Consider the following 14,248-nt stretch of genomic DNA (forward strand, 5'->3'; position numbering starts at 1 on the left):
GCTGTCATGAGCGTGTACGACGCGCTGGCCAAGGCCCGCGGGGGCGGGCAGACCGTGGTGCTGATCACCGTGCTCGAGGTGACCGAGAACGCCTCCTCGCACACCGGCGCGAAGCTGGTGGTCGGCGCCGACGGCCCGATTGCCGGGTCGCTGGGCTGCTCGGAGTTCGACACCGCTGGGATCGAGGTTGCGACCGAGGCCCTCGCGAACGGCGGGCCGATCAGGCGACGGGTCGAGTTCGGCGGGCACGGCGAGGAGCGGGCCATCGAGGTCTTCGCCGAGGTCCACCACCCGCAGGAGTCGATCCTGATCTTCGGTGCCGGACCGGTCGGACAGGCTGTCGCGGCCCAGGCGACGCTGCTCGGCCGCCGGGTCGTGCTGGTGGCGCCAGGTGGCACGACCGACGTGCCCGCTGGGGTGGAGGTGAAGGCCGACGACCCCGGTCGGTACCTGCTGGCGGCACCGCCGGGAGCCGGTGACTCGGTGCTGCTCAGCGATCACGACGCGCCGTACGTGGACGAGGTCCTGCGGGTGGCGCTGGCCAGTGACGCCCGCTTCGTGGGCATGCTCGGGTCGAGGCGCCATGCACCCGAGGCGGTGGCGCGCCTGCGCGACAGCGGGACGCCGGAAGACCATCTGGCCCGGCTGCGGGCGCCGGTCGGCCTGGACATCGGCGGCCGTGAGCCCGCCGAGATCGCCCTGTCCATCGTGGCGGAGATGCTGATGGTCGAGCACGACCGGACAGGCGGCCGCCTGGGTCTGGACTGGTCGGAGGTATGAGCCCGCCAGCGGCGGACCAGCCGGCGCGCGACCCCTTCGTGCCCGATGAGCGGGTCGAGGCGTTGCTCATCGCCACACCGCCCGGCTGGGAGGAGGTCGCCCTCGGGAACCTCCACGCCACCATGAGCGACCACGCCCACGCGGAGAAGAAGGCCGCGCTCTCCGCGCTGTCGCTGCTCAACGCCAACCCGGCGCGAGACGAACTGGTCTACAAGATGGGCAAGCTCGCGCGGGAGGAGATCCGCCACCTGGACCAGGTGATCGGGCACATGCGACGGCGCGGCTGGTCGCTCCTGGCCGACCGGCCGGACCGCTTCGCCGGGGCGCTGCTGTCGGAGCGGCGTGGTGGGGGAGCGGAGGGGTTGTGCGACCGGCTGCTGGTGGCGGCGCTCATCGAGGCCCGATCGTGGGAGCGGCTGAACCTGCTCGGGCGGGCCCTGCGGTCGGCCGGGGACGTCGAGTTGGGGGAGTTCTACGGCGAACTGGCCAGGTCGGAGGCCGGTCACTACCGGGTCTTCGTCGAGCTGGCCGACGCTGAGTGCCCGGGCGTGGACGTGCACGGTCGGCTGTCGGAACTGGCGCAGGTGGAGGCCGGCGTCATCGCCGACCTCCCCCACGAGCCGCGCATCCACTGATCAGGATGGACCACACCATGGCTGACTGGCCCGACACCGCCCCCGACCGTGCCTGCCTCGTGCTCGACTTCGACGGCACGCTGGCCCCGATGACGGCCGACCCGGCGAGGTCGGCCATGCCGGACAGCACCGCGCAGATCGTCCAGGGCCTGGTCGGTCAGCTGGGGCGCGTGGCCATGGTCTCCGGGCGGCAGGCGGCCTTCCTGGCCGACCGGGTGCGCATCCCGGGTGTGGAGCTGATCGGGCTGTACGGCCTGGAGCGGGTCGTCGACGGTGAGATCGTGCCCGACGACCGGGTGGCGCCGTATGAGGAGGACCTCGACCGGGCCCGTGAGGTGCTGGCCGCTGTCGTGGCCGAGTGGGCCGGAGCCGAACTCGAGGACAAGGGGCGGGCACTCGGGGTCCACTGGCGTCGGGCGGACTCACCGGACGCCGAGCAGGCCCTCGTCCGGGCCGTGCAGGACGCGGCCGGCGAGCTCGCGGTCGAGGAGGGGAAGATGGTCATCGAGCTCCGACCCCCGGTGCCGGCCGACAAGGGCACCGCTGTGGCCGGGCTGGCGGAGGGCTTTGCGACCGTGGTCTACGCGGGCGATGACGTCGGCGACCTTCCCGCCTTCGCCGAGGTCGCACGTCGTGGTGGCCTTGGCGTCGCCGTCGACCACGGGGCCGAGACCGACCCTCGGGTCCTGCGCGCGGCGTCGGTCGTGGTGGACGGCACCGAGGGTATGGCCCGGTGGCTGCGGGCCGTCCTCGACCGCGTCACCTGAGCGACGGCCCCGGTCGTCCGGCGGTCGCTCAGTACGCCAGCGCCTCCTCCAGCGCTGCCTCCTGTGCCGCGAGCCACTCCGCGGGTGCGCCGAGGTCGGCGGCCGCGCGCAGACCGGCGGCTCGCTCGGCCCGCTCCGTCGCGTTCATGGTCAGTGCGCGATGCAGCGCCTCGGCCTGCTGCGCCACATCGAAGGGGTTGATCATGATCGCGTCCTTCAGGACGGTGGCGGCACCGGCGTTGCGTGAGAGCACCAGCACCCCGTCGTTCTCGTTCAGAGACGGGCCCTCCTTCGCCACCAGGTTGGTGCCGTCGATCACCGGGTTGGTGAAGAGCACGTCGTACTCGCTCATGGCCGCGACCACCCGCGGGAAGTTCTGCTCGGTGTCGACCAGCAGCACCGCCTCGCCCCACACCTCGCGGATCCGATCGGCCTCCTGCAGGCACCGGTCGAGGTACTCGCGATACTCCTCGACGCCCTGACGAGAGGTGTTCAGCAGCATGCGGAAGTGCACCCGATCGGCCAGGTCGGGGTGGGTCTGCAGCAGCAGGTCGTAGGCGTGCAGGCCGCGCAAGATGTTCTTGGAAAGGTCGGTGCGATCGGCCCGCACGATCAGCTGGCGCTGGCCCACCTGCTCGCGCAGGTCCTCGCGCTCGCGCCTGGCGGCGTCGGAGTCCTGGACCGCCAGCAGGCCGGGTCGGTCGATGCCGAGGGTGAAGTCCCGGACCAGCGTGCTGCCATCAGCGGTGCGGATTCGGTCGAAGTCGGCGACGCCGCCGCCAACCGTCGTCAGGCAGTCGCGGACGTTGTGCGCCCACTCAGGTGCGGAGATGCCCACCAGATCGCAGGCGGAGAGACCCTCGAGAATCGCGGAGACCATGCGGTCGGGTAGCCGTTGCAGGTACTGCGGATGCACCCACGGCGTATGGATGTACAGCAACATCCTCGCGTCCGGCAGCGCGGTGCGGATGGTCGGTGCGGCGGTCAGCAGGTGGTAGTCCTGCAGGTGGATCTCGCACTCCAGGGACGAGCCATCCTCGTCGGTGGCCTCGGAGATCACGGCCTCGGCGATCATCTCGTTCACCGCGAGGTAGTCCTCGAACGGGTCGGACCAGTTCATGCCGCTCGGCCGGTACGGGTCGGACCAGAGCTGGTGCAGCGTGAACCACAGCAGCCGGTTCGCGACCCGGTTGTAGTACTGGTCGTAGGCCTCGCCGGCATCGACCAGCCGCAGGGTGAACGTCCCGCGGTCGGTCTCCGCGTCGAAGGCTGCGCCGTCGTGCGCTGCCGCCATCTCCACGTCGCCCTCCTCCAGTGCCACCGACACCCACACGCCCGGCCGGTCCATCAGCGCGCCACCGAGGGCGACGATCAGTCCGCCGCTGCCGCGGGTGGCGGTCCACGAGCCGTCGTCTTCACGGCTCCAGGAGACCGGCCCGCGATTGGACGCCACGATGAGCTTGCGCTGCGATTGGTCATCACCAGAGGTCATGCTGCGACCCTTCCCGATACCGCCTCGATTATCGCCTGGTTCTCGATAGGGTCCTGCGTCACGTCGTCGAGCCCGATGGCAGCCGCACGGATCGCCTGGGCTGCTCGACCGACGTCCAGGGCCGCTATCAGCGGGTCAGGTCGCCAGCGACGGAGCAGCCCGCACTGGATGAGGGCCCCGTGACGGCGGCGACGTTGGGACAGCCCGACCAACTTCTGGCCGCCGCTGCTGACCTCTCCGCGGCCGAGCGAGGCGTAGCAGATCTCAGCGAGCGGCCGCTGTTCGGGCGGGCCGAGGCGGGTGGCCGTCGCCGGGCCGGTGTGGATGGTGATGCCGGGGACCCCGAGCGCGGTCAGGGCGTCGGCCCATGCCTGTCCGACGGGGTCGAACACCTGCCCCAGGTCCGCTGCAGCGAGCCACGGGTGCCCCGTGGGCAGGATGACGTCGAGGGAGAGGAGGTGGCGGTCCATGAGCACGGCCCCGCCGCCGGAAGGACGGCCGATCACCGCGTAGCCGTCCACCGGGGTGGGGTCGCGTTGTCCTCGGCCGAGGACGATGGCCTGGTCGGTCGGCAGGTACCACCGCAGGCGGGGCCGTCCGTCCTCGCCGGTCTGGGCGAGCAGATCGACGGACCGCTCGAGGAGGGCGGCGCTGGTGTCCTGCTCCAGGCCCAGATCCACCCACTCGGTCATGCGCTCAGCCGACGTCGTTGACCAGTCCGAACTTGTCCTCGTAGCCGGTCATGTTGGTGTTGAGGGCCCGGATGACCTTTCCGACCATGGTCGGGGCGATCTTGACCCGGCTCACCACCTCGGCTCCGACCTTCCCGGCATCGCCGCCGGGCATGATCTGGCAGAAGTCCAGCGTGAACTCGTGGGCGGAGTGCGAGACCACCAGGAAGTTGGCGTACTCCCCGAACTTGCGGTCGTCGTCGACCTTGATCGAGATCTTCGGTGCGGCTGGTGGGGTCGGGGTGTCGCTCATGGGCGGCATCGTAGGATGGTGGACCCGCCGTCGCTGACGGACAGGCTCTCGGGCGCTTAGCTCAGATGGCGAGAGCGCCTCGTTTACACCGAGGAGGTCGGGGGTTCGAGCCCCTCAGCGCCCACTGGGACCGACTCGCTCCGCCGACGCGAGCATCCTTCACCTGGCAGGTCACTCCGCGTCCCAGCGGGCAAGCCCAGGCGTCCTAGCTCCGCCGGGCGTTCAGGCCAGGCCGGGCTGAACCAGTGACGGTGCCCGACGGCGTGCGGGGGGCTCTCTCGCGTGTCTGGATTGCCGATTGGGCGCCTCAGAAGTCTTAGGGCGGGCTTGTGGCCGTACGGACCCCGTACGCTTTAGGCTCAAGACGACGTTCTCAGATCAATGCCAGCAGGTGGGCGAGGACATCACAGGGAGAACGCCAGCATGAAATTGCGAGTAGCTGTTTGTCTGGTGGCCCTCACGGCTGCCGCTGCGGGATGCGATCTTCTCCGGGGCCCGATCGACATGAGGATAGTTAACAACACGGATCAGGACATCTTCGTCGAGTCCGCCGCGCCCGGTCGGGACTACTCCACGGTGAGAGTAGCGGCCAACAGTGTCGCCCTGGCGCCATCAGACCCAGGCAGGGACTGCCCAGGCATGGCGGCAGTTGCCCGCCACAGTGATGGAAACGAAGTAGCTCGTGTTGATAGAGCCTTCTGCAACGGCATGGAGTGGATCTTCAACGCCGATGGGTCGATCGAGTTCAACGAGTAGTTGATGGCGATGCGTAATTTCCTCTCGCCGTTCAAGAACGAAAGAGTTCACTTCATGAAACCCCGACTAGCGTCCTGTCTCGCCGCTCTGGTCATTGCTGGCGCGGGCTGCGGTCTCCTGCGAGGTCCGGACGACATGAAGATTGTCAATAACTCCGATGTTGACATCGTCATTACCTCGCCAATCCCGCGCTACGAAGACTGGTCGCTGAATGTGCCTGCGGGCGCTATCACCTCAGCGGCCTCAGCGGGCAGAGACGACTGTCCACCTCGACCGGCCGTGGCCCGTGATACGGCCGGCAACGAGATCGCGCGACTGGACAGAGCCTTCTGCAACGGGATGGAGTGGATCTTCAACCCCGATGGGTCGATTGAGTTCAATGAGTAGTGGCTCTTCTCCGTAGATCGTGGCGAGTGCCTACGTGGTCTCGCTGAGTGTGCGCGATCCAGGATTGGGCCGCTACAGGACATCGTCAAGGTCGATCGTGCGGAGCAGGCGGCTCACGAGGTCATGAACCGAGATCGGATCCTGGCTGGTTGGCCTCAGAACGATGATCCCTTGGTGACTGCCAGGCGGATACGCCCGGATGTCACCGAATCCACGGTCTTGCGTCAAGATCGTTCTGCCCTCGGTCCGAGCAGCCTCTAGGACGTCAAGGTCAGAACTCACTACCAACCCTTCGTCAGCAACGGTGTCAACGTCGTGGCCCATCTCGGCAATCACTGGAACGAGATGGTGCGAGAGATTCTCGTCAAGCTGTAAGTTCACGCCAGAAGCGGCAGTACTTCCTCGCGAGCCAGGGCTGCAGCGTACGCAGATACCGCACTGACTCCGTCGGTCCCGAAGGACGGATAGTGGCTCATGATGTCTCGCTCGGTAAGACCGCTACCCAGGCAGTCCAGTACGACGCTCACTGGGATTCTTGTTCCGCGGATGTGTGCTTGTCCGTGGAGCACGTCAGGGTCGCGCACGATGAGGTCAACCTGATCTCCTGTCATGAGAACCAGAATAGGTCTACAAGTTTCGACGCCCGGCGGGAGCACACGCGACGGTCGGGTGCAACCCCGCTGATCGCCACTGGCCTCTCAGCGGCGGAGGATGTCCTCCACCTCGAAGCGGGTCCAGTAGCGGAGGTGGCCCACCGCGTCAGCCGGCAGCGCGTCCACGACCTGCCGCTTGACCGCGTCGTCCTGTGCGGCGACGCCCACGAGGATCTGCCCCTCATCCAGCGCCTGGACCGCTTCGTGACGGATTCCGCCCTCGGCGCCGAAGTGCTCGATGGCGTGGGCGAGTCGGCCCAGCAGCCCATCCCCGTGATGGTCATCCAACGCCTCCCTCGCCTCGGGGCCACACAGCAGCCGGATCTCATCCTCGCCGAACCCAGCGCCGTGCAGCGCATCGACCACCTCACCGGCCCGCGACGGATCGGCGATGATCCCCGTCACCTCGTGCCTGGGGGTGGACAACTGCTCGCTCATCGAAGAACTCCTCGGTACGGGGGCGACGGACCACCACGGCGGTGGGACTGGAGTCTAGGGCCGCACTACCAGCGATGCCCCACCACCAACAGATGCCCTGGACACGCCGCCGGCGCTGGTCTTGACTGGGTCGTGCACCGATCCAGCCGCCGCAAAGGACCCGCCGTGCGCTACACGAGCATCGCTCTCCTGACCGCCCTCCTCCTGCTCGCCGCCTGTTCGAGCGACGGAGGCGAACCCGCCGTCGCGTTCGAGGACCTGAGCGACGGCGACACGGTCACCAGCCCGGTTGAGGTGTCCTTCGACGTCACCGACTTCGAGGTCGAGGAGGCCGGCGAGGTCGTAGACGGGGCCGGCCACATGCACGTCATGGTCAACACGCCGTGTGTGACCCCTGGCGAGGTGATCCCCTCCGACGACGCGCACCTCCACTACGGCGATGGTTCCACCTCCACGACCTTGGAGCTTGAGCCCGGTGAGTACTCCCTCTGCCTCCAAGCCGGTGACGGCGCCCACACGGCACTCGACCTCACCGACGAGGTCAGCATCACCGTCGAGTAGGGCGCCCGATTTGCCGCTGAGGCGTCGCTGATTCCGCGACGGCCCGCGGTACCGTGTCCGCGTGCGTGAAGCCAGTGTCTCTGACGATCACGCCCGTGACCTCGAGGACCAGCATGCCGCAGATGAGGCGGAGCCTGCCCTGCTGTCAGATGAGGACGGGCCTGACGATGCTGACGATTGGCACCCCGTCATGTCGGTGTCGTCGTGGGAGCCGACGATGGCGGTCGAGCCGACCGGCCGGAACTGGACCCTGCTGATCAGCGGTCTGGCAGCTGTGGTGCTCCTTGCCGGTGCCGCGTTCTTCACGGCAACTCGACTGCCGGGCACCACCACGTTGGCCGGTACCACCGTGGCCGATGAGGCCGACGCCGACGCCGCCCTGGACGCCGCCCAGCAGGCGCTCGACGAGCTGCCGATCCTGCTCACGACCGCGGCGGGCAGCGAGGTGACGGTCAGCGGTGCCGATCTCGGCCTCGAGGTCGACCGCGAGCGGAGCACCGACCCGGTGCGCACCGGCCTGCCGTCCATCCAGACCTGGTTCCGTCGTGTGGTCCAGGGTCCGCAGGCCAACCCGCTGGTCCTCGACTCGATCGAGACGGCTCCGCTGACCCGTGCCGCCGAGCAGCTCACCGTCGCCCCGACCAACGCCGATGTGCTCGTCGAACCCGCCGGCATCGAGGTCACCGAGGCCGACGACGGGCTGGACATCAGTGCGGGCGCGGTCGAGGACGCCGTCATCGATGCCGTCGCCCAGGTCGACACCGTCGACCCCAGCGAGTGGCCTGACGAGCTCACCCGCGGCGTGGACGGCACCGCCGCCGGCCCCACGGTCCAGCAGGCCGACATCGATGCCGTCATCGCTCAGATCGAGACACTCGAGTCGGCCGACGTCACCTTGGTCGCGGACACCCCGGCGCCGCCAACGGAGGGTGATGGCGGAACGGCCGTCGGCAGTGAGCGCATCCAGACCGAGATCACCCTCTCACCTCGCGAACTCCGTGCACTCGTGACCGTCGAGGAGGCCGGTGGGGGCGAGTTGATCCTCGAGCCCGACCTGGCCGCCGCCCCCGCGCGGGTCATCGCGCTCCTCGATCTGGCCCAGATCGACCCGATCATCCAAGCGCGAATCGAGAATCGGTCCCCGACCCCCGGACGAGGGGAGGACCTGACCGACGTCGCCTCGATCACCGGCGACATCGTGCTGGAGGACTCCCAGGGTGGGTTCGTCCCCAACCGCGAGGCCACACTGGCCGGCATCATCGAGGCCGGACTGGCCGGCGGCGGCACCGTCGCGGTGCAGGGGGACAGCGGCGAGCAGGCGACGCCGGAGACGATCGGGATCGTCGAACCCATCTCGACCTTCACCACCTTCTACACGGCCGGCCAATCCCGGAACATCAACATCCAACGGATGGCCGAGATCGTCGACAACACCATCATCCCGGCTGGCGAGACCTATGAGTTGAACCACGCGGTCGGTCGCCGCACGGTCGACAACGGGTTCGTGGCGGGTGGGGCGATCATCGACGGGGAGCTGACGACCGACATCGGCGGCGGCGTCAGCCAGTTCGCGACCACGTTCTTCAACGCCGCCTGGTTCGCCGGGATCGAACTGGTTGACTGGAAGGCCCACAGCATCTACTTCTCCCGCTACCCGGCGGGCCGAGAGGCCACGGTCAACTACCCGAACGTCAATCTCGAGGTCAGGAACGACACGCCCCACGCGATCCTCGTGGACACCGAGGCCGACGCCAACTCCGTCACCGTCACCTTCTGGTCGCTGCCGTACTGGCAGGTCGAGACCATCAGCGGGCCGTGTGCCTGTGGCGGTGAGTTCTCCATCACCGTCGACAGAATCCGGACGCCGCCCGACGGGGCACCGATCCAGGAATCATGGACGACCTTCTACACAGTGGAACGACCACGTGACTCCTAGGTAACCTTCGGGGTCTATGCTGCGAGCAATCCCAACTCCGTATCTGGCTCTCTGTGGCGTGACGGCCGCAGTGTGCCTGTTGGGGGTCGCGCTGCTGGTCCCCGCGGAGCACGCCCCTCGGGCGGCGGTCGAGCTGCTGATGGCGAGCGCGGCTGGTGTGGCATCGTTCTGGCGTGCCTCCCGCGTGCCGCGTGGGCAGGCGCTGCCGTGGCTGGCGTTCGGGTCGGTCGCACTCGGCACGATGGTGCTGAACACGGCACGCCGCGCCGCGGACTTCGAGACCTTCGCAGCCGAGGCCGCGTCGCCGATCCGCATCGCCGACGTGGTGACCCGTGTCATCATCCTGTTCGGCATCTTCGCCGTCGTTCGGCTGCGGTCGCGGGGGAGCCACATCGAGTTGCTGGTCGACGGCCTGGTTGCCTCGTTGGTCCCGCTCGTGGTCGTGGCGGAGGTTCTCATCGGTCCGGCAGTGGCTGACGGGGCCGCGGTCCAGCCGCTGATCGTGGCGGCCGGCGACTTCTTCTTCTGCTGCACGCTGGCCTGCCTCACGGTCGCCATGTACCTGCGAGGGCCCCGAACACCGAGTCTGACGCTGATCCTGGGTGCGGCCTTGGCGTACGTCGCGCACTCGCTGCTGCTGGTCCTGGCCACGGCGACGCCAGGGACGCCCTCGGCCGTGCTGACAGGTGTCATGGTGACCGGGGGGATCGGCGGCCTCATGGCTGCCGGGGCCACACTTCCGCCATCGGCCCAGACGCTCACCGACATCGGCGAACCACAGCTCCCGCGGCTGGGACTGAACCAGCTCGTCTTCCTCAGCTGCAGTGTTGCCGCCCTCCCGATCGGCCTGATGGTCGGTCCGTCGTGGCCGGGGGAGGTCAGGGCCTACGCGTTTGCGGGCCTGGCCGTCCTCGCGGTGTTCGTGCCCCGCGTCAACGCCGTCCTCAGACAACGTGACGCGGCGATCGACCGTCAGCAGGCCACGCAACGCGACCTGCGGCGTCGGGTCAGCTTCGACCAGCACACCGGCCTGCCGAACCGGCAGATGATCGAGCGCTACCTCGCGGACAGCCTGCGGCTGGACCCGCAGACGGTGGCGGTGCTGTTCATGGACCTGGACGACTTCAAGCTCATCAACGACAACTTCGGCCACGCTGCTGGCGACGATGTCCTCGCCTCGGTGGCCGACCGGCTGCTCATGGCGCAGGGTCCCTCCGAGTTGGTCGCGCGCTTCGGCGGCGACGAGTTCATCGTGGTGCTGACCGACGCCGTTGGCGTCAGCGATGCGGTCAAGGCCGGTCATCGCTACGTCGCGGCAGCCAGCGGTCTCGAGTCGGTTGCCGAGTACGAGGTCCGGGTCCAGTCGAGTTGTGGTGTGGCCATGGCGGACCACGCCTCGACACCCGAGTCGCTCATCCGCGACGCCGACCTCGCGATGTACGCCGCGAAGCGCGGGTCCGTGCGGGTTGTGCCCTTCAACGATGTGCTCCGGACGGCTTCGCTGGAGCAGCTCCGCGTCGAGCAGGGGCTGCGTCGCGCATTGCGGAACGACGAGCTGATGATGCAGTACCAGCCCCTGGTCGACCTGGAGGGCGACCGTGTGGTCGGTGCAGAGGCGCTGGTGCGGTGGAAGGACAGCGCCGGGGTCGTGCACAGCCCCCACCTGTTCATCGACGTCGCCGAGCGCAGTGGGCTCATCCACCAGGTCGGCCATCAGGTGCTCGAGATGGTCTGCGAGCAGATCGCGCGGTGGCGGGACCAGGCCATCGACATCCCGGTCAGCATCAACGTGTCCGCCAACGAGTTGGCTCGTGACGATTACGTCACCAACCTCCTCAGCACCCTCCAGCAGCACCAAGTCCCGCCCTCGTCGATCGTCATCGAGTTGACGGAGCGCGCGATCGTCGGCGACTCCGCCCGGCTGATCAACGCACTCGGACAGCTGCGGGCCGCAGGCATCAGCATCGCCGTCGACGACTTCGGAACCGGCTACTTCTCCTTCTCGCAGCTTCGGAGCATCCCCATCGACGTCCTCAAGATCGACCGGTCCTTCGTCAAGGACATGATGGTCGATCCCGCGGCGGCCTCGATCGTGCGAGCCTGCCTCGAGCTTGCTGCGGGCGTCGACGTGCCCTGCACGGCGGAGGGGGTCGAGAGTGCCGATGTCCTGGAGGAGTTGATGTCGCTGGGGTGCCGGCAGGCGCAGGGGTTCCACCTGGGTCGACCGATGCCGGCAGCAGACGTCGGCGCGATCGTGCAGTCGCAGACCATCCCGGACGACCCGTCACTCCTGGACGGGTTCGACCGGCAGCCCGGGCAGTAGCGGGAGCACCTGCTGGGCCAATCGCTCCGCCCCGGCTCGCGTCAGGTGGATGCCATCGCTCAGTCGCATCTGCGACAGCTGGCCGGTCGCCCCCGGCAGGTAGTCGGCGTACCGGCCCTGGTCGTCGTCGAACACACGGCGCGAGTTGACGAAGGACACCAGGGGCCGAGCCGCCGCCTGCTGCTCGTACAGTTCTGACACGTACCGCATCGAGTTGTCGAACTCCGAGGAACGCATCACCGGCTGGCCGATCCAGATCACCGCACGGCCGTCCTCGGTCAGCTGGTCCATCAGCGCCCCCACCCGGCGTTCATAGACCGCCTCCCACTCGTCGGAGCCGATCTGCTGGAACCGACCCTCGGCGTCGCGCACGTCCTGGGCGTCGTTGGCCCCGAGCATCACCACCCAGACATCGGGGTCGAGCTGCTCCGCCAGGCTGGCCGCCTCGGCCGGCCAGTCGAAGAAGTCAGGGCGCGTGAGGCCGGAGGAGTAGGTGAACTCGTGGGTCACCACCGTCGGGACGGTGCTCCGCGCGGCCTGGTCGATCAGGGCGGGGCCCAACTGCTCGGTCAACGAGTCGCCGACGACCGCCACGTCCAACGGGTCCTCGTCGGTGAACGTCGCCGTCAACCGGTCCGGCAGGTCCCCGGCAACCGCCAACGCCGGTGCCTCGGGGTCGAGGTCCAGCGGGATGGCCACCGCCTCGGGGTCCACGGCCTCCCGACCGGCCAGAGCCGCGGCGGCGGCCAGCGCGTCCTCCACGCCAGGCCCCGGTGCGACGTCGTCGGTGCTGGCCTGGTCGTCGGAGGGAGCCGCCTCATCTGCGCCCGGCGCGGCCCCCTCCTCCTGCAGCGGGTCGCGCCCCAGGCGTTCGGTCAGCAGCTCGCGGGGCTGATCGAGACCCAGGACGTTGCTGACCTGTCTGAAGGGCCAGACCAGCACGATGGCGACCTGGCGGCCGACCCCGTTCTGCCGCTCGGCGGCCTGGGTCAGGCTGGTCACGTTCAGCAGGCCTCCGAGGAGCAGGCTGATGAGCACGACCACCACCGCCTTGCCCGCCGACATGGTGCTGCGGTGGTAGGCCCCGAGCTCACTCCTGCTCATCGTGGCCAACCTATCCTCGCACGGCGGACGAGCCGGGCAGGTGGGGCCCCGGGCGTGTTCTGACGCCGCAGCGCGGGCACAGTGGGCGGAACCGCCCAGCGAAAGCAGCAGCACCATGAGCGACCGCCCGTACGACCTCGTCATCTATGGAGCAACCGGATTCACCGGCCGGCTGGTGGCCGAGCACCTGCTGACCCGCGCGCCGGACGGCTTCAGCTGGGCCATGGCCGGACGCAGCGCCGAGAAGCTCGCGACCGTGGCCCACGAGATCGGTGCCGAGGGGATCCCGCACGTCGTGGCCGACTCGACCGACCCCGACTCACTCGCTGCGATGGCGCAGGCGACCAAGGTCGTGTGCACCACCGTCGGTCCCTACGCACGCTTCGGCACTCCCGTCGTCGAGGCCTGTGTCAAGGCCGGGACCGACTACACCGATCTCACCGGCGAGGTGCCGTGGATGCGACGGATGATCGACGCCACGCAGGTACCTGCGCAGGCGACGGGTGCCCGGATCGTCCACACCTGTGGGTTCGACTCCATCCCCTCCGACCTGGGGGTGTTCTTCGCCCAGCAGGAGATGATGCGGCGACACGGCGTCTACGCCTCGCAGGTGCGGTTCCGACTGAAGGCCGCGCGAGGTGGCGCGTCGGGTGGCACGCTGGCCAGCGGCATGGCGATGCTGGCCGAGGCGAAGGAGGACCCCGAGGTCAGGAACATCATGGCCGACCCCTACGCCCTGAACCCCGAGGGCCACCGCAACGGTCCCGATCAGAACGACGCGGTCGCACCGAAGCAGGATGAGGCCTTCGGGCAGTGGGTCGGACCGTTCGTCATGGCGGCGGTCAACACGCGAGTGGTGCGCCGCACCAATGCACTCCTGGACTATCCGTGGGGCCACCACTTCCGCTATGAGGAGGGCATGCTGATGGGCGCCGGCCTCGCGGGTGCCGCCAAGGCCGGGATCCTCGGCGCCGGGACGGCCGGGGGCATGGCGGCACTGTCAGTCGACCCGCTGCGCAGGCTGGCGGAGCGGGCGATGCCCGACGCCGGCACCGGCCCAGGTCCCAAAGCCCGCGAGAACGGGTTCTTCGACATCCGCCTGGTGGCCGAGCACCCCGAGGATCCGACCAAAACCCTGCTGATCCGGGTGACCGGGGACATGGATCCGGGCTACGGGTCCACCTCGAAGATGCTGGCTGAGGCATCGATCACCCTGGCCGAGGGCAAGGCCGACGTCGGTGGGGGCCACTGGACCCCGGCCTCGGCGATGGGAGAGCCGTTGCTGGAGGGGCTGCAGGCCCACGCGGGTCTCACCTTCGAGGTGCTCTGATCGAACTCGACCGGGGTCCGCAGACGTCGGCCCTCAAAGTGAAATCGCCCTTGAGCACGACGGTGCAACTGGCTACTGTCAGGACACCCTTCCCCGCTTAAC

At 68.7% G+C, this 14,248-nt stretch carries 15 protein-coding genes and 1 tRNA gene; 9 read left to right on the forward strand and 7 right to left on the reverse strand.

Features of this window, described 5'->3' with window-relative positions:
* Nucleotides 1–6: 6 nt before the first annotated feature.
* From C1746_RS17720 to otsB, 3 genes are read left to right on the forward strand one after another with little or no spacing between them, the layout of a single operon-like run.
* Nucleotides 7–780, forward strand: a complete 774-nt coding sequence (locus C1746_RS17720; protein ID WP_116716083.1) for an XdhC family protein — start codon at nt 7–9, stop codon at nt 778–780.
* Complete coding sequence (locus tag C1746_RS17725; RefSeq protein WP_116716084.1) at nt 777–1,415, forward strand: MiaE family protein; 639 nt, start codon at nt 777–779, stop codon at nt 1,413–1,415. The genes C1746_RS17720 and C1746_RS17725 overlap by 4 nt, the downstream gene beginning before the upstream one ends.
* Before the next feature lie 17 nt (nt 1,416–1,432).
* The gene (gene otsB, locus C1746_RS17730) at nt 1,433–2,182 is read left to right on the forward strand and encodes a trehalose-phosphatase (protein ID WP_162867901.1); all 750 of its coding nucleotides are present in this window, start codon (nt 1,433–1,435) and stop codon (nt 2,180–2,182) included.
* Between the two features lie 28 nt (nt 2,183–2,210).
* Here the strand turns inward: otsB and C1746_RS17735 are convergent, their stop codons facing one another.
* From C1746_RS17735 to C1746_RS17745, 3 genes are read right to left on the reverse strand one after another with little or no spacing between them, the layout of a single operon-like run.
* Complete coding sequence (locus C1746_RS17735) at nt 2,211–3,674, reverse strand: alpha,alpha-trehalose-phosphate synthase (UDP-forming) (RefSeq protein ID WP_116716086.1); 1,464 nt, start codon at nt 3,672–3,674, stop codon at nt 2,211–2,213.
* The gene (locus C1746_RS17740) at nt 3,671–4,366 is read right to left on the reverse strand and encodes a lipoyl protein ligase domain-containing protein (protein WP_116716087.1); all 696 of its coding nucleotides are present in this window, start codon (nt 4,364–4,366) and stop codon (nt 3,671–3,673) included. Before C1746_RS17740 ends, C1746_RS17735 begins: the two co-directional genes overlap by 4 nt.
* Before the next feature lie 4 nt (nt 4,367–4,370).
* Nucleotides 4,371–4,658: a DUF3467 domain-containing protein gene (locus tag C1746_RS17745; protein WP_162867902.1), complete on the reverse strand. Its 288-nt coding sequence runs from the start codon at nt 4,656–4,658 to the stop codon at nt 4,371–4,373.
* Nucleotides 4,659–4,708: 50 nt separating this feature from the next.
* Here C1746_RS17745 and C1746_RS17750 point away from each other — a divergent pair.
* Nucleotides 4,709–4,782, forward strand: a tRNA-Val gene (locus C1746_RS17750).
* Nucleotides 4,783–5,417: 635 nt separating this feature from the next.
* Complete coding sequence (locus C1746_RS22190) at nt 5,418–5,801, forward strand: hypothetical protein (protein ID WP_162867903.1); 384 nt, start codon at nt 5,418–5,420, stop codon at nt 5,799–5,801.
* Between the two features lie 72 nt (nt 5,802–5,873).
* Here C1746_RS22190 and C1746_RS23240 read toward each other — a convergent pair whose 3' ends face one another.
* The 3 genes from C1746_RS23240 to C1746_RS22585 form a co-directional block, all read right to left on the reverse strand.
* Nucleotides 5,874–6,182 (reverse strand): DUF5615 family PIN-like protein, encoded by a 309-nt coding sequence (locus C1746_RS23240; RefSeq protein ID WP_162867904.1) that lies wholly within the window; start codon nt 6,180–6,182, stop codon nt 5,874–5,876.
* Complete coding sequence (locus C1746_RS23245; RefSeq protein WP_116716090.1) at nt 6,179–6,412, reverse strand: DUF433 domain-containing protein; 234 nt, start codon at nt 6,410–6,412, stop codon at nt 6,179–6,181. The genes C1746_RS23240 and C1746_RS23245 overlap by 4 nt, the downstream gene beginning before the upstream one ends.
* An 87-nt stretch (nt 6,413–6,499) precedes the next feature.
* A complete protein-coding gene (locus C1746_RS22585) occupies nt 6,500–6,892 on the reverse strand; it encodes a hypothetical protein (protein ID WP_205711971.1) in 393 nt (130 codons plus the stop codon).
* A gap of 165 nt (nt 6,893–7,057) precedes the next feature.
* Here C1746_RS22585 and C1746_RS22590 point away from each other — a divergent pair, with 165 nt between their 5' ends.
* From C1746_RS22590 to C1746_RS17775, 3 genes are all read left to right on the forward strand, one after another.
* Nucleotides 7,058–7,453: a DUF4399 domain-containing protein gene (locus C1746_RS22590; RefSeq protein WP_205711972.1), complete on the forward strand. Its 396-nt coding sequence runs from the start codon at nt 7,058–7,060 to the stop codon at nt 7,451–7,453.
* 61 nt (nt 7,454–7,514) lie between these two features.
* Nucleotides 7,515–9,389, forward strand: a complete 1,875-nt coding sequence (locus C1746_RS17770) for a VanW family protein (protein ID WP_116716091.1) — start codon at nt 7,515–7,517, stop codon at nt 9,387–9,389.
* Between the two features lie 16 nt (nt 9,390–9,405).
* Nucleotides 9,406–11,712 carry a putative bifunctional diguanylate cyclase/phosphodiesterase gene (locus C1746_RS17775; protein WP_116716092.1) on the forward strand — a complete coding sequence of 769 codons (2,307 nt, stop codon included), beginning with the start codon at nt 9,406–9,408 and terminating at the stop codon, nt 11,710–11,712.
* On the opposite strand, the gene C1746_RS17780 is transcribed toward C1746_RS17775, so the two are convergent.
* Entirely contained in the window at nt 11,674–12,816 is a 1,143-nt protein-coding gene (locus C1746_RS17780) for an SGNH/GDSL hydrolase family protein (protein WP_116716093.1), read from the reverse strand. The genes C1746_RS17775 and C1746_RS17780 overlap by 39 nt on opposite strands.
* A 115-nt stretch (nt 12,817–12,931) precedes the next feature.
* Between C1746_RS17780 and C1746_RS17785 the strand changes: the two genes are divergently transcribed.
* Nucleotides 12,932–14,146, forward strand: a complete 1,215-nt coding sequence (locus tag C1746_RS17785; protein ID WP_116716094.1) for a saccharopine dehydrogenase family protein — start codon at nt 12,932–12,934, stop codon at nt 14,144–14,146.
* The last annotated feature ends 102 nt before the right edge of the window (nt 14,147–14,248 follow it).

The organism is Euzebya tangerina, from assembly GCF_003074135.1.
Classification (GTDB): Bacteria; Actinomycetota; Nitriliruptoria; order Euzebyales; family Euzebyaceae; genus Euzebya; species Euzebya tangerina.

Excerpts from the sequence above, each read along its gene's own strand:
- C1746_RS17720 (WP_116716083.1), top strand. The coding sequence starts at position 7 with ATGAGCGTGTACGACGCGCTGGCCAAGGCCCGCGGGGGCGGGCAGACC.
- C1746_RS17725 (WP_116716084.1), top strand. The coding sequence starts at position 777 with ATGAGCCCGCCAGCGGCGGACCAGCCGGCGCGCGACCCCTTCGTGCCC.
- otsB (WP_162867901.1), top strand. The coding sequence starts at position 1,433 with ATGGCTGACTGGCCCGACACCGCCCCCGACCGTGCCTGCCTCGTGCTC.
- C1746_RS17735 (WP_116716086.1), bottom strand. The coding sequence starts at position 3,674 with ATGACCTCTGGTGATGACCAATCGCAGCGCAAGCTCATCGTGGCGTCC.
- C1746_RS17740 (WP_116716087.1), bottom strand. The coding sequence starts at position 4,366 with ATGACCGAGTGGGTGGATCTGGGCCTGGAGCAGGACACCAGCGCCGCC.
- C1746_RS17745 (WP_162867902.1), bottom strand. The coding sequence starts at position 4,658 with ATGAGCGACACCCCGACCCCACCAGCCGCACCGAAGATCTCGATCAAG.
- C1746_RS22190 (WP_162867903.1), top strand. The coding sequence starts at position 5,418 with ATGGCGATGCGTAATTTCCTCTCGCCGTTCAAGAACGAAAGAGTTCAC.
- C1746_RS23245 (WP_116716090.1), bottom strand. The coding sequence starts at position 6,412 with ATGACAGGAGATCAGGTTGACCTCATCGTGCGCGACCCTGACGTGCTC.
- C1746_RS22585 (WP_205711971.1), bottom strand. The coding sequence starts at position 6,892 with ATGAGCGAGCAGTTGTCCACCCCCAGGCACGAGGTGACGGGGATCATC.
- C1746_RS17775 (WP_116716092.1), top strand. The coding sequence starts at position 9,406 with ATGCTGCGAGCAATCCCAACTCCGTATCTGGCTCTCTGTGGCGTGACG.
- C1746_RS17780 (WP_116716093.1), bottom strand. The coding sequence starts at position 12,816 with ATGAGCAGGAGTGAGCTCGGGGCCTACCACCGCAGCACCATGTCGGCG.
- C1746_RS17785 (WP_116716094.1), top strand. The coding sequence starts at position 12,932 with ATGAGCGACCGCCCGTACGACCTCGTCATCTATGGAGCAACCGGATTC.